We start from the raw sequence: 15,323 nt of genomic DNA, 5'->3' as shown, positions 1-15,323 counted from the left end.
CTATCTATGTGAACAAAACTAAAAGCAAGCCCGGTTTCATTGACAGCGCCGACCGCTCAAGAATATAATAAAAGCATGAACATATGAATGATTGCTCATATGTTAGTGAAATGGATGGTTCGGATGGAGGCGAGGAGATGGAACGAGCGAAGGAGCAAGTGAAACGGGAGCTGATTCTGGACGGTCTGGATTGTGCGAACTGCGCGCAAAAGATCGAGAACGGTGTCGGGAAGCTTGATGGGGTAGCTTCCTGCTCGGTTAATTTTGTCACCAAGACTCTGACGCTGGTCACCGACAGCGAAGCGGAAGAGGAGGTTGTCCAGCAGGCTTTCCGGAAGGTTAAGTCGCTGGAGCCTCAGATAAAGGTGCGGGAGCGGACGGCTGCCAGCGGCAGCCATGCCCGGCATGCAGGAGGCTCTTCCGCGGGACATGCACACAGGGACGTCCACGAACATGACCATGACCACGGCCATACCCACTCCCACGACGGAGCGGTAGAAGAGGAGGACGGCCATGAGGGCCACTCCCACGATCACGGCGCAGGGCAGACGAAGCGAATGATTGTGAGGCTCGTCGCCGGAGCGGCTTTGACGGCCACCGGTCTGCTTGCCCCTCTCGAGGGCTGGCCTGAGCTGGCGGTTTTCCTGGTCGCCTACCTGATCGCCGGAGGAGATATCGTCTGGCAGGCGCTTAGGAACATCGTCCGCGGCCGGGTGTTCGACGAATACTTCCTCATGACGGTGGCGACGATCGGCGCCTTTGCCGTCGGGCAGTATCCCGAGGGTGTGGCGGTCATGATGTTCTACCAGGTCGGCGAGTTGTTCCAGGGCATCGCCGTCAACCGGTCCCGCAAGTCGATCGCCTCGCTCATGAACATCCGTCCGGATTATGCGAATCTGAATACGGATTCCGGTACAAGGCGCGTCAATCCGGAGGAGGTTCGGGTCGGCGATCTTATCCTCATTAAACCCGGCGAAAAGGTGCCGCTCGACGGAAAGGTGCTTGAGGGGGAATCGATGCTCGATACGTCGGCTCTGACCGGCGAGTCCGTCCCGCGCGAAGCAGCGGCCGGCAGCGAGGTGCTGAGCGGCTTCGTGAACAAGAACGGCGTGCTGACCGTAAAAGTGACCAAGCCGTTCGGCGAGTCGACCGTATCCAAGATTCTCGATCTTGTGCAGAATGCTAGCAGCAAGAAAGCGCCCACGGAAGCGTTCATTACCAAGTTCGCCCGCTATTATACGCCGGTCGTCGTCCTGGTCGCCGCGGCGCTGGCGGTTCTCCCGTCGCTCCTGCTGAGCGGGGCGTCGTTCTCCGACTGGATATACCGCGCTCTTATCTTTCTTGTCATCTCTTGTCCGTGCGCCTTGGTTGTTTCGATTCCGCTCGGCTTTTTCGGCGGCATCGGGGCCGCGTCCCGTAACGGCATCCTCGTGAAGGGAAGCAATTACCTTGAAGCGCTCAACCAGGTTCAGACGGTTGTGTTCGACAAAACGGGTACGCTAACCAAAGGAAGCTTCGAGGTAACCGGCATCCGTCCGGCTGACGATTGGAGCAGGGACGACCTGCTCGCCATAGCCGCTTATGCGGAGATGCACTCCACACACCCGATCGCCGATTCGATTCGCGCAGCCTATGGCCGCGAGCTGGATCCCGCACGGGCGAACGACTACGATGAGATCGCAGGCCACGGCATCCGGGTTCGGGTAGACGGCCGCTTGGTTCTCGCCGGCAACGCCCGGCTAATGGAGAAAGAAGGCGTGACATACCGGAAGCCGGAGGAAGTCGGCACGGTCGTGCACCTGGCAGTCGACGGGCGATATTCGGGCTATCTCGTCATCTCGGACGAAGTGAAGCCGGACGCCGCCGAAGCGATCCGCCGCCTCAAGGAGCTGGGTATCCGCCGGACGGTAATGCTGACCGGCGACGCGCGGACCGTCGGGGAAGCGGTCGGAAGTCAGCTTGGCGTCGACGAGGTCCATGCAGAGCTGCTGCCCCAGCACAAGGTGGAGCAGATCGAGCGTCTTGTCGGCACGATGCCGGCGAATGCCAAGATTCTATTCGTCGGTGACGGCATCAACGATACGCCGGTTCTGGCCCGTGCCGATATCGGGGCAGCGATGGGCGGCCTTGGATCGGACGCCGCCATCGAGGCGGCGGACATCGTCATCATGACCGACGAGCCGTCCAAGCTCGCGTCCGCCATTCGGATCGCGCGGCGGACGCGGTCCATCGTCTGGCAGAACATCGGCTTCGCCCTCGGCGTCAAAGCGATCTTCCTGCTCCTCGGTGCCTTCGGAATCGCGACGATGTGGGAAGCCGTCTTCTCCGACGTCGGCGTCACCCTGATCGCCGTACTGAACGCCATGCGAGTATTGAAGCTTAAGTAACCGGACAATCGGTATCCGGAACGGCCGGGCCTGAGGTGCCTGCCGTTTTACGGATGCGGCGTATTAACCAGGCAGGCTCCTTCGGGAGTCTGTTTTTCCTGTTCGGCCCGGCTCTGTGCTACAATAAGAAAAAACGGATAACCAAAAGGGGCGTAACGGATGGTAGCACCGGCAAGCTATATTCCATTTGTGGACGAGGAAGATTACCGGAACCGGACGGTGGGCTGGGGACTCCTCTCGGACAAGGCCAAGACGCTGAAGAAGGAATTCGCGTATAAGGGGCCGGAAGGGGAAGAAACGGCTCGACTGATCGGCTACCTCGATTCGGTTTTCGTCGTTATCGAGCTGGCGAGCGGCCGTTACCATGCCATCCATCCGGCGTTTCTGAAGGAGATGCAGGCGTCCAAATTCGTCTATCCGACGACAAGCGGCACGTCCGAGGAGGAAGGCCGTACGGACGAGCCCGATTCGGCCCCGGCTCCAGTACCGGCGGCGCAGCCGGAAACGGCGGAATCCCAGGCTCCGGTCAAGAAGACGGCTCCGGCCAAGGCGGCGCCGAAGCCGGTCGCGCTTCCCGAAGGCAAGATCAAGCTGAACGCGGTGGTCGACCGGTTCGACAAGAAGTACGACCCATTCACCGAAGGCGAACAGGAGGTCATCATCTTCCGAGACCTTAGCTGGGAGGCGGAGCCCGACCTCCAGCTGACCGCTTGGTCCAGCTACAGCGCCACGCTGAAGAAGGCGGAGCTGGCCGAGGGAGACCGGATTCAACTGGAGGGCAAGCTCGTCGAACGCAAGTTCGACAAGGAGGTTCGCTTCAAGATCAACAACGCGGGCAAGGTAGAGAAAGCCGAATATGGAGAATAGAAAAGTCATTAAAAAGGGAGCCTTTGGCTTTCTTTTTTTTTGCAAGGCAGGATAGGGGAACTAAATGGCAAAGAATGTAATGCCGCTTATCAGCAGGTGATGGCGGAAAGCTACTTGGCAGCGAGAGACCGAAGCGGGTATTATGCGAGCAAATGGATGGTGGATTGTTCAGGCGTTCCTGTGGTCCCGCACATGGACTTGAGGAATGGAGGGATAAGAGAGGCGAATGTGACATTATTTTTGATCATGTAGGAGTGGATAGCGCTTCTACTCCCTCTCATCCTTTAGGGAGGCTGTATATGGAAGCGCTGACAGGTAAAAATCCAGATTTCCGTCAGCTAGGGGGATTCCCACGATTTGCGGAATGGTGCCGGCCGGAGGCAAGTATCATAGCGTAGAGGAATACATGGTGGAATCTTTTCTGCCTCGAAAAAAACTGTTGGCGGTGAGCATGGCCATCGCCTCCGAAAGGATCGGTGAATGAAACGATGCTGAAATGTGGAATGAGCGAAGTAACGATTACGCCTCCTCTTGGCAACTCGATCCCGGGTTATTTTGAAGATCGAAAGTCTTCAGGGGTTAAGGACGATTTGTTCGCGAAAGCCCTCGTGATCGAAAGCAACGACATCGTTGTCTTTATTGTGATTGATTGTCTCGGCCTTGCCAATAGCGAGGTGGTGAAAATACGCGAAAGAGTCCATGCTTTCACCGGCATCCCGCAAACCTCCATCATGGTCTCCGCCACTCACACCCATACCGGCCCGCCGGTCAGACCCGGCTTCAACAGCAGCATCAACCAAGAGTATATGTCTTCTCTCGTGGAGAAGGCGGCCGATGCTGCCGTGTTGGCTTATAAGAACCGCAAAAAAGCGAGAATCGGATTCGGAACGGGAACCGAGGAGGGCATATCCTTTAATCGGAGATTTTTCATGAAGGACGGGAGCGTCAAGACGAATCCGGGCACCGGGAACCCTGCGATTGAGAAGCCGGCCGGACCGATCGATCCGGAAGTTTCGGTCATGAGAATCGACGGACTTGACGGTGAACCGATCGGCATCGTGACGAATTTCGCTTGTCATACCGATTGCGTGAGCGGAACGGAATACAGCGCAGATTACCCCGGCGAGCTCAGCAAAACGGTCAAGAAGGTGCTGGGCAGCCATGTCATCAGTCTGTTTATGCTCGGCGCTTGCGGGAATATCAATCACATCGATGTCCGAGACCGGACGCATGAGGAGTCCGGTCATTATAAAAGGATGGGGAGAATTTTGGCTTTCGAAGCGCTGCGGGCCAGAGAAAAAGCAGTTCCCTCGGATGATTTGGCGATTGAGGTAGACTCGGCTCTGCTGCGGATCGAATGCCGGAAACCCGCCGAGAAACAAGTGGAGAAAGCTCAAAAGGATTTGCTGGATGAATCCATCGGCGTTATGGAAAAAGCCTTTGCCAAACAATTGATCAAGATCCAGGAAAGCGGGGAAACGCATAGAGAAGTGGAAGTGCAGGCTATCAAGCTTGGAAACGCGGCGGTGGTCGGCTTCCCTGCGGAGATGTTTGTTGGATTCGGCTTGGAGCTCAAGGCGAAGGCCCCTTACAGAACCGTTTTCTTCAACTCCCTGTGCAATGGGGGGAACGGTTATGTTTGTACACGCGAAGCTTTCGTACAGGGAGGCTACGAGCCTACCATTACCAACAACAGTAAGCTTGCGGAAGATGCAGGCGAGCTTATGGTCCGCCAAGCGCTCCAGATGTTAAACGGTCGGTAAGGAAGAAGTTGCCGTATACAACCGGAGGAAAGAACAGACTGTGGGAGGGGAATGGAGGATGGAATCGTTCACAGCGCAAGATTCCATAAAGATTGTCCGATTGGAGCATTTCACATTCCGGCAGGCGGTGGACCTATGGAATGCGGGCTTCTCGGGATACTACTCGGACATGACGATGACGATCGAACGTTATATCGGCAAACTGGCAAGAGATTCGATACGGCCCGATCTGTCCGTCGTAGCGGTAGAGGACGGAGTACCTGCAGGGTTCGTTCTTATCGCATTCAAGTCGATTGACGGCGTAAAGATAGCTTGGAACGGCGGCACCGGGGTAAGTCCCGTGTTTCGGAGCCGGGGGATCGCCAAACGTTTGATGCGTGAAGCGGTCAGGGTGATGGAGGAGGAGGGGGCATGTACCTCCCTGCTCGAGGTCGTTCAAAAAAACAGAAACGCTGTCGCCGTATACGAAAGCGCCGGGTTTCGGATTGCGGACCGGATTATTGGGATGAAACGGGAGGGGGCGTTATCGCCGCAAACCTATTCCGGACCAGGCGAAAGAGAGGCTCGCGGCTATCGAATCGTACCGGCGGAGCCATGGCGGATCGCAAAGCTGCCCTTTTACCGCCAGGAGGCTGCATGGACGTGCCAATGGCACAATATGGCCGGCGATGATGGATATGTCCTATACGACCGGGAAGATTGCATCGCCGCCTACGCATTAGCTCGAAAAAAATACGACGACAGCGGAAAACCTGCTTCGATCACGTTGTTTCAATGCGAAGCGGACCCGAGGCGTGAAGACCGGAAGCACTTGATAGCCGCTGTATTGGAGACGGTGTTCGGCCCGCCGGATTGTGATTGGATTAGGCAGACCGAAAATTTGTCCACTGCCGACCCGACGGCGTTCGAATGGCTGGAGGCCGCTGGCTTTGAAACGGTATATACCCAGTTTTTAATGATCAGGGAACGCGTTTCTTGATTCCTTAGATTGCCGGTAGATTGTTTGCGAAGGAGGAGTTTCCTGACATTCTAGCAATGTTGTTCAAACCGATCTTCTTTTTTATAGAAAGGCGGGATATGATAAAAAAGCTCGGAGCTGTCCATACATACCCGGAATAAGGGTCGTTCTAGGCGTTATGCTATTGAAGATAGAGACATTTCTAGACCGATACGTTATAATTCTGCATACCTAAGTTTGGAACATGTAAATCCTAGTTCCCTAAGGCAGGAGGCAGAATGAGCTACCAACCTGTTACCCAGACGTTGGACCACGTTTCCTTTGCTTTGCGCGAATCCCATCCTCTCGACTGGCTTCGGGAGAAGGGGACCGTTTTCCGCGTCTTTGACCAGCAGGATTCCGGCAATCTATCCTTCGGGATAGAGAGCGGCGGGCGCAAGCAATTCGTCAAATATGCAGGCGCGCGGCCCATTCGGTACGAAGGCACTCCGGAAGAAGCGGTTGCCAGACTCCGGGAGGCTGCCGCCGTCTACGAACGGCTCGCCCATCCCGCTCTTGTCCGGCTTCTAGCCCACGGTGAGGCTGGCGAGGGATACGCCCTCCTCTTCGAGTGGGAGGACGGGGAGACTCTACATCATCAGGCCACCTATCCGTTGGGGACGGAGCCAGCCTCCCCCTATCTTCGATTCCGGCAGCTTCCGATCGGACGGAGGCGCAAAGCGATGGAGCAGATTCTCGCCTTTCACGAGTCGGTGGAGGATAGAGGATATACTGCGGTCGATTTTTATGACGGCAGCCTGCTGTACGACTTCGGCGCGCACAAGCTGACGGTCTGCGATATCGATCTTTACCGGCGATCGCCCTTTCGTAATCCAATGGGCCGGATGTGGGGGTCCTCGCGCTTCATGTCCCCTGAAGAATTCGAGCTGGGTGCCCCGATCGACGGGGTGACCAACGTCTACAATCTGGCGGCGATGGCGTTCTGGCTGCTCGGAGGCGGGAGAGACCGTTCGCCCGAGCGTTGGGAGGCGGGGGAGGCATTGTACGCCGTCTCCAGCCGAGGAGTGCAGCCCGCTCGGGAAGACCGATATCCGTCGGTCCGCTCCTTCCGTGAAGCCTGGGACGATGCCTCGAGCTGAAGGGTTTCCACGCCAGGGGAACGCCTTTGACGCCGAGAAGACGCAGCACTAATCATTTTCCATTTACCCATGTGCGCGAGCCGAATGGCTCGCTTCCGTTTTTTGGGGAATCCTGATTAACAAGCAAATTTTAGTTCGCATTTCATAGGATGGAGGCTTTACTCGTTTGTCTACTTACCCGTTTGCGTTCGACCCTTCCCGGCCTTTTCTTCAGCAGGCCAGCGACTGGATTGCCGACGTCTTCTATGACATTCTGCCTGAGGCGGGCTTTGAAATCCGGGATGAGCAAATCTACATGGCCTTTCAGCTCGAACGGGCCTACGCCGAGAAGACGACCATCTTCGCGGAAGCCGGCGTCGGCACCGGCAAAACGCTCGTCTATCTGCTGTACGCCGTCGCGTACGCCCGGTATACCCGCAAGCCGGCAATTATCGCCTGTGCGGACGAGTCGCTCATTGAGCAGCTGGTCAAGCCGGAAGGCGATATAGCCAAACTCGCCCGCCACCTGGATCTGACGATCGACGCCCGGCTCGGCAAATCGCCGGATCAATATTTGTGCCTGAACAAGCTGGAGCAGGCGGCCGGGGGCGAGGAGGGAGGCGGGTTATACCGGCTCGTCGAGGAGGGACTCCCCCCATTCGTGCGGCAGCCTGAGACGCTTCAGTCGTTCTATCCGTACGGCAATCGCAAAGACTATCCCGAGCTGACGGACCGACAGTGGGAGCGAATCGGCTGGGATCCGTTCCAGGACTGCCTCGTCTGCCCGCAGCGTCACCGGTGCGGACAGACGCTGTCCCGGGAGCATTACCGCCGGGCGGCGGATCTCATTATCTGCTCCCACGACTTTTATATGGAACATGTATGGACCTATGAGGCGAGGAAACGGGAGGGCCAGCTTCCTTATCTGCCCGAGCATAGCTCGGTCGTCTTCGACGAAGGCCATCTGCTGGAGACGGCGGCGCAGAATGCGTTGACGTACAAGTGGAAGCACACGCTCTTCGAGTCGATCGTCACCCGTCTTCTGCAGGGCGAAATCCGAGAATCGCTGGCTTATACGATTGAAGGGGCGATCAGCCAAAGCGAAACAGTCTTCCACCTGCTGAAGCGGATCAGCCGCAGCGTGGAGGGATCGGAGCGGCGGGAATTCGCATTGACGGAGGAACTGCTCGGGGAGCTTGCTCGGTTCCGTGCCATTCTGGACAAGCTGGAGGAAGAGCTGGTCTACGAGAGCGGGTTATTCTCGCTGGAAGGCTATCAGCTTCGCATTGTGGAAGAGCATCTGGAGATGATCGGCCGCGCGCTTCGTCTGTTCGAGCAGCCGGGACGAGTGATCGCGTGGGTGACGGAGGAGCCGGACGGCCTGACGCTCGTCATCATGCCGAGACTCGTCAAGGAAGTGCTGCGGGAGCAGGTGTTTGCTAAACCGATGCCGATCGTCTTCTCCTCCGCCACGCTTTCGGTGGACCTTTCGTTCGCTTATCTCGCGCAGGCTTTGGGAGTGGACCGGTATCTGTCCTTCTCCGTACCGTCGCCTTATGCTTACGAGGAGCAGATGACGATCCGCCTGTTCCCCGAAAAAGAACCGGACGCCAAGCTCGAGCAGGCGCTTGCTTCCCTGCGCCAGTCGGGAGGGAGAGCGCTGCTGCTCTTTCCGTCTCCCGGGGAGCTCGAGTCGTTCCGGGGAATGGTATCCGCACGCCCGGAAGCTGCGGCATACCGGTTCCTGTTTGAGGGAGACGCCGAGATCAGCCATCTGATCGCCGCCTTCCAGAACGACGAGACGAGCTGCCTCTGCGCCGTCACGCTGTGGGAAGGATTGGATATCCCGGGGCCGTCGCTATCGAACGTCATCGTCTGGTCGCTGCCGTTCCCGCCGAACGATCCGGTGTTCGCTGCCATGCGCCGCGACGCGCAGGATCCGTTCCGGGACGTCGACCTGCCGTATATGCTGCTGAGGCTGCGGCAGGGCATCGGCCGGCTCATCCGGTCGCGCGAGGACCGGGGAACGGCCGTTATCTTAGGAGAACAATTGGCGGACAGCCGGGTCCGCGAGCGCGTACTCGCCCTGCTGCCCGTCCCGATCGAGGAGGAACCTGTATGCTGACCATTACCGCTTTTACAGTCGAACGGATCCGCGATCCGTTCGGCATTCTGACCGGAAGCCGCTACGAATTCCGTATAGAGCTCGACGTGCCGGAGGACGACGAGCTCTATACGGAGAACGGGCTGCTCGCCCGCGTTGTTTACGCAGTGGAGGAAGACCGCTCCCGGATCGTCAAGTACGAGCTGCTGGAACAAAGCACGGAGCGCTACCTTGCCTTCGACCTCGAGGACGAAGAGCTGGCCGAGATCGAAACGTTCTGCCGGGAGCATCTGGCGGATGCTGAACAATCCTGATCCGTCCGGCAAGGTCGCAGCTGCCGAGACCGGCCGCCTACATGATCATCCGCAAAAGGGTTCGCCCCGACTGTTCCCGGCAGCAGCCTTTCGTCCATGACGAAAGGCTGTTTTTTTGGGCTTGCTACCCTCTCATGTGAGACCGGGACGCGGAATGGCCAGGCTTTACGTTTGCTCCTGGTTGTTTTAGGATGGGGGAGTACGAACCAATCTCTAGGAGGGAACCGGATGAACAAAGCGGAACAGCAACAACAAGTTCGGCTCGCGGTCATTGGTCTTGGCGGAAGAGGCCGCAGCCTGCTGGGCAATTTGCTCGAGATGGAGGACGTTCAGATCGCGGCGGTCTGCGATCTGTATGAAGATCGGCGTCAGCTGGGCTCCGATCAAGTGGAGGCGTCAGTGGGGCGCAAGCCTGCGGTTTATGCGGATTATAAGGAGCTGCTGGCGCGCGAGCAGCTGGACGGCGTCGTGATCGCCTCCTCGTGGAGCAGCCACTCGGAGATCGCGCTGGCGTCTATGAAGGCCGGCATCTATACCGCCGTCGAAGCGGGCGGTGCTGCCTCTGTCGAAGAATGCTGGGAGCTGGTGCGGACGTCGGAGGAGACCGGCATGCCGTGCATGATGCTTGAGAACTGCTGTTACGGCCGCGAGGAAATGGCCCTTTTACATATGATCCGGCAAGGTCTGTTCGGAGAGCTCATCCACTGCCAGGGCGGCTACGAGCACGATCTGCGCGAGGAGGTGGCGATGGGGCTCGACAAACGCCACTACCGGGTACACCATTATCTGCATCGGGACGGTGAGATCTATCCGACTCACGGCATCGGGCCGATCGCCAAATATTTGAACATCAACCGGGGCAACCGGTTCGTCGCACTCACCTCGATGTCCTCCAAAGCGCGGGGACTGAAGGAATGGATTGCCGCCAACCTGGATGCGAGCCACCCGCTGGCGGACAAGGAGTTTGCCCAGGGCGATATCGTGACGACGATGCTCAAGACGTCCAAAGGCGAAACCGTCCTCCTCGTCCATGATACGACTCTCCCGAGGCCTTATTCGAGAAACGGGCGCGTACAGGGGACCAAAGGCATCTGGCTGGAGGACAACAAGTCCATCCACCTGATGGGCCAAAGCCCGGAGCATCAATGGGAATCGTTCGACGGCTACCTCACCAAGCACGAGCATCCGCTCTGGGAGGAATATATCCGGCTCGGCGTGCGCGGCGGACACGGCGGCATGGATTATCTCGTGCTCCGCGCCTTCGTAGAGAGCGTGGCGGCGCAGACGACTCCGCCGATCGACGTCTATGACACTGCCGTCTGGATGGCGGTGACCGCGCTGTCCGAGCAGTCGATCGCCCAGGGCAGCCAGCCGGTGGCGTTCCCCGACTTCACGAACGGGAAGTGGACGCATCGCGAGCAGGCGCCGGCAGGCAAATACTCACTGGAAACGGTCGATCCTTCCCTGTTCTGATACGGAGGTTCACGAAACCGCTTCCTTCCTGCATATGAGGAAGGAAGTGGTTTCCGGGAGAGATGTCGTGAAATACGCGACTATGACCAGTTCTCGCAGATGGTGAAGTCTAACGCCGAGACGAGACGGCATGATCCACTGCTTCCATTTAAAGACAATCTGCCGACACAGGTCCTTCTTGAGAGAAGGGCTTGTTTGTGCGTAAGATGGAGGCAGGAGGTGACAAGCGTCAGTTGCATGAGAAGTGAAGAAAGACCTTGCAGCGAGAATCCGCATCCGTTGTACAAAACGGAAAGAGGTGGAGTCGTGAGCAAAAGATGGACGTGGTTGGCCTTGGGAGCAATGCTCTTGGGTATCGTAGGGGCACTGGTACATCCCTCCCAGGCAAAGGCGGTCCCGACCGCATTGCCGGTCGAGAATCCAGGCTTCGAATCATCGGCCCCGGGAAAACCGATTTCTGGGTGGACCCAGACCTACGGGAAGGGCAAAATCATGGTGACCAACGAACGAAGCAGCACGGGGGAACAATCTCTTGTTATTCATGACAACGACAGCGGGAACTACGGCGTACAAAGCGATTTCCTTCCGGCCGTGCCGAATACGCAGTACGAAGCGTCGGTGTCGGTCTATGTGCTGAAGGGCGCGGCCAGCTTGTACTTGCAATTTCATGATGCCAATAAGACCCGTATCGGGTACAAATCGGTGTCGGAGTCAGGGCTGAATGATTGGAAGACGTTATCCACATCATTGAAAGCGCCTTCAGGAACGGAATATGTGTCCGTGCTGCTGTACTCGGCATCTACCACCATTACGGACGCTTATTTCGACGATGTTCTGCTGTGGGCGGACCAAGCCGAGGTTCCGGGAACGAACGATCCCCAGGTCGTGCGCATCGGTACTGCAATCAACTCGGTCACGATTCCTCATGCCGGGTACGGCTTGGGTCCGCAGGGCGAACCGTATATTTATACGACCGCGAACGGGGCGCCAGCGGTCTTCTCCGTAGTTCGGGCGGATACCGGGGAAAGAGTGGCCTCCTTCCCGCTGGATCAAGCCGGCTATTCCTGGGGGACGGTCGTTGCCCCGAATGGCGACGTCTACATCGGCACGCAGCGCAACGGGTACTTGTACCGCTACCGGCCCGCCGCGAACCGCATGGAGAACGTTGGCCGCCCCATTGCCGGAGAGACGCATCTGTGGCGGGTGACGGCCGACGAACAGGGCAATATCTACGGGGGGACATACCCGAACGGCAAGGTGTTCAAGTATAATCCGGCTGCCGGCACTTTTACCGATTATGGCCAGCTGGCGCCCGAGGAGAAATACGTCCGCAGCATAGCATACGGCAGCGGTAAGGTGTATGCAGGAACCGGGGTGGAGCGGGCGCAGCTGTTCGAGATAGAACCGGCCACTGGAACCAAGAAGCCGATCCCGCTGCCGGAAGCGTATGCGCATGCCAAAGAGGTGTACGACCTCACTTTTACATCGGAGCTCCTGTTCGCCCGCATGACGGCGACCGATGCGACCAGCGAGCGGAACAACGTCACGCTGATCTATGATACGGTCTCTCAAGCCTGGATCGGCGAGCTGCCGAACACAATCGGGCTGGACGTGTCGCCAGTGGGGCCGGACGGCAGCATTTATTTCGTGCAGAACGGGTATTTGACCGCGTATAACACAGTTACCCGAACGGTCGTGCCGACTTCCTTGCCCACGGGCGGTTCTGCGAGCCGGGGCTTTGGTTGGCTCCCCTTGAACACGGCGGATATGCCGGGGCTGTCGCTGGTGACGATCACCTCCCGCGGGGGCATTCTCGCTTACAATCCGGCAACCGGAAAAGGAAAAGCCTACAGCGGCGATCCGCTTGGCTCGACCAACACGCTTCGCTCGGTTGCGACGGGGCCGGATGGTAACATTTACGTGGGCGGGTACTTGTCTCCTTCGTCCATGACGCGCTTCAATCTCGATACTTTCCAGATGGAGTCCCTGCAAGGAATGTCGCAGGTCGAGGGAATGGGGGTCTTCGCGAACAAGCTGTATATGGGGGTGTATCCGGGAGCCCTTGTCTACGAATACGATCCCGGCCAGCCTTGGGACAGCCTGAAGCTCACGAATCCGGTCGAACTGGAACTGAATCTGGCCGCCTACCAGCAGGATCGGCCGTTTGCTTTCGCTGATGCCGGCAGTAAACTCGCCATCGGCACCGTCCCGGTCGCCGGGAAGCTCGGTGGCGCTCTGGCGATGTACGATCCGGCTGCGAAAACCTCCGAGGTGTTCTATCCGATCGTAGAGAATGAAAGTCCCATGGCCTTGGCGTACAAGGACGGCTTGCTCTATGGGGGAACGACGGTATGGGGTGGGATTGCCGCGGATCCAGTAGAGCAGGACGGCACCTTGTTCATATGGGATACAGTGACGAAACGCAAAGTATTCGAGATGAATCCCATTCCGGGCGAGCGGGCGATCACGGCGCTTGCTTTTGACTCGTCCGGCATGCTGTGGGGGCTGACGAACGGAACGCTGTTCCAGTTCAATCCGGAGACGCGCCAGGTGGTGCGGACCAAAGTCTTGTATCCTTACGCCTGGAAGGATATTGTACTGGCCGGCGGGTACCTGAACTTCCATGAAGGCATGCTCTATGGGGAGGCGGCAGGATATATTTTCCGCTTGAACCCGGTTACGTGGGAGCATACGACGCTGACGAGTGGGAATTATTTTGCGCAGGATCCTTACGGGCGCATTTTTACAACAAAGAATAGCACGGAGCTGTACATGGTGGATGTGATTCCGCCGGAGTTTGGCGATGGAGCGGTTTTACAATCTGTCTGGAATGAGGACGGCAGCCTCCGGCTGGAATGGCCGGTTAACGCCGATATGAAAAGCTTCCGGATAATGCGGGACGGCGTGGATGTGACGTCCAGCGGACAATGGACTCGTCCGGCGGCGAATGGCCGTGCGTCCTTCACGCTAAGTGAGGCTGCGGCTCTTCCGGGCGCGTATGCCGTCACAGCCATTGATTATGCAGGGAACACAAGTGTACAGCCTCTATCCGCGGACGTGTTCGAGAGACTGGCTTGGTCTACACCAGCCGGTCTGCCATCCGCGCTGGAAGGGGAGCCGTACCGCGCGGCGTTATCCACTGCAGGCGGCCAAGGCCCCTACACCTATGATTGGGTCGGAGGCACCTTGCCCAAAGGGCTTACTGTCGATGCATCCACCGGCATCCTCTCGGGCACGCCTGAAACGCCAGGTATTTACAGCTTCATCTTGGCGGTCAAGTCCAAGGACGGGCAGCAGACTCCGCAGGAGTTCCAGTTGACGGTCGAACGGGCCGGCAGCTCGGCCCTGGCCTCGCTAACCTCCAATACCGGGGAATGGGCGCCTTCGTTCCAGCCATCCATCCATCCCTACACGATCAACATCTGGCCCTCGGTCAAGGAAATCCGGCTCCTTCCGGTCACGGAGGATCCGGATGCCAAGCTGACGGTTAGCGGGGTGACTTATACTTCCGGGCAGCCGATTCTGATGGACGTGAAGAACGGCACCGGCTCCTTGACGATTGAGGTTACGGCGCCGCGAGGCTCCCGGACAACGGTCTATCACATTACGGTCAATGCCTGCAAAGGGCCTAAGGAAGGGTGCGGACCACCGCCGGGGCATGCCGAGAAAGCCGAGGGACCGCCTCCGGGGATCAAGCCTGATTAACAGCACGTAGGATGCCGGACGGACTGCCCGGCCAAGTGAGAAGAGCGATCTGCCGCACAATCGCCGGGTCGTCCTCTTGCAGCCCGTTTCGGAGCCAATCCCGAAACACGCTCAGGATGCCGCCCATCGTCCAATGCGAGTAGAGCCTGAGATCAAGCTCGCTCGGCTCAAGCGAAGAATCGAGAAGGGCGCGGTGCAGCGCCCCGCTCAATCGCTCCTGCATGCGGGCGGCAAGGTCCGCGGCATCGTCGGTCAGCAGCACAACCTGGTAGAATAGTGCATTCTCCCTTACATGCCGGACGGTCATCGCGATCTGCCTAATCTGGACGGCTTGGGGCGTCTCCGAGGCGGCCGGCTCCAGCTGGAAAAACGCTTCGTATTCCTTCAGCTTTTCCTCAACCAGCTCGAGGAGCAGTGCTTCCTTGTCGTTGTAATGGGTATAAAACGTCACGCGGTTGATACCGGCACGGCCGGCGAGGTCCTTGATCGTGATCCGATCGAAGCAGGTCTCCAGCATGAGGGAAAGGAGAGCCTGCTTGAGAAGCGACCGGGTCCTAACGACCCGGATATCGGGATAGGGCATGCGGTTCCTCCATTCTATAAGCGCTTACAAAAAATAAATTGACAGAATCGC

Annotated in this window: 10 protein-coding genes; 9 read left to right on the top strand and 1 reads right to left on the bottom strand. The window is 58.1% G+C overall.

Features of this window, described 5'->3' with window-relative positions; translation table 11 throughout:
* The first annotated feature begins 137 nt into the window (after positions 1–137).
* From KJS47_RS02025 to KJS47_RS01985, 9 genes are all read left to right on the top strand, one after another.
* The gene (locus KJS47_RS02025; protein ID WP_213522325.1) at positions 138–2,387 is read left to right on the top strand and encodes a heavy metal translocating P-type ATPase; all 2,250 of its coding nucleotides are present in this window, start codon (positions 138–140) and stop codon (positions 2,385–2,387) included.
* A 159-nt stretch (positions 2,388–2,546) separates the two neighbouring features.
* Positions 2,547–3,254 carry a hypothetical protein gene (locus KJS47_RS02020; protein ID WP_213522323.1) on the top strand — a complete coding sequence of 236 codons (708 nt, stop codon included), beginning with the start codon at positions 2,547–2,549 and terminating at the stop codon, positions 3,252–3,254.
* 476 nt (positions 3,255–3,730) lie between these two features.
* A complete protein-coding gene (locus KJS47_RS02015) occupies positions 3,731–5,017 on the top strand; it encodes a neutral/alkaline non-lysosomal ceramidase N-terminal domain-containing protein (protein ID WP_213522321.1) in 1,287 nt (428 codons plus the stop codon).
* 58 nt (positions 5,018–5,075) lie between these two features.
* A complete protein-coding gene (locus tag KJS47_RS02010; RefSeq protein ID WP_213522319.1) occupies positions 5,076–5,996 on the top strand; it encodes a GNAT family N-acetyltransferase in 921 nt (306 codons plus the stop codon).
* Between the two features lie 257 nt (positions 5,997–6,253).
* Positions 6,254–7,114 (top strand): serine/threonine-protein kinase, encoded by an 861-nt coding sequence (locus KJS47_RS02005; protein ID WP_213522317.1) that lies wholly within the window; start codon positions 6,254–6,256, stop codon positions 7,112–7,114.
* A 166-nt stretch (positions 7,115–7,280) separates the two neighbouring features.
* Positions 7,281–9,218, top strand: a complete 1,938-nt coding sequence (locus KJS47_RS02000) for an ATP-dependent DNA helicase (protein WP_213522315.1) — start codon at positions 7,281–7,283, stop codon at positions 9,216–9,218.
* Positions 9,212–9,511, top strand: a complete 300-nt coding sequence (locus KJS47_RS01995; RefSeq protein ID WP_213522313.1) for a DUF6509 family protein — start codon at positions 9,212–9,214, stop codon at positions 9,509–9,511. Before KJS47_RS02000 ends, KJS47_RS01995 begins: the two co-directional genes overlap by 7 nt.
* 228 nt (positions 9,512–9,739) lie before the next feature.
* Complete coding sequence (locus KJS47_RS01990) at positions 9,740–10,984, top strand: Gfo/Idh/MocA family protein (RefSeq protein ID WP_213522311.1); 1,245 nt, start codon at positions 9,740–9,742, stop codon at positions 10,982–10,984.
* A 99-nt stretch (positions 10,985–11,083) separates the two neighbouring features.
* Complete coding sequence (locus KJS47_RS01985) at positions 11,084–14,689, top strand: putative Ig domain-containing protein (RefSeq protein ID WP_374706953.1); 3,606 nt, start codon at positions 11,084–11,086, stop codon at positions 14,687–14,689.
* Here the strand turns inward: KJS47_RS01985 and KJS47_RS01980 are convergent.
* Entirely contained in the window at positions 14,676–15,272 is a 597-nt protein-coding gene (locus KJS47_RS01980) for a TetR/AcrR family transcriptional regulator (RefSeq protein ID WP_213522307.1), read from the bottom strand. The two genes, KJS47_RS01985 and KJS47_RS01980, sit on opposite strands and share 14 nt — an antisense overlap.
* Positions 15,273–15,323: the final 51 nt, after the last annotated feature.

This window comes from Paenibacillus sp. J31TS4 (assembly GCF_018403265.1).
Classification (GTDB): Bacteria; Bacillota; Bacilli; order Paenibacillales; family NBRC-103111; genus J31TS4.
The sequence above is the reverse complement of the archived record's forward strand: the minus strand, read 5'-3'. Positions and strand labels throughout refer to the sequence as shown.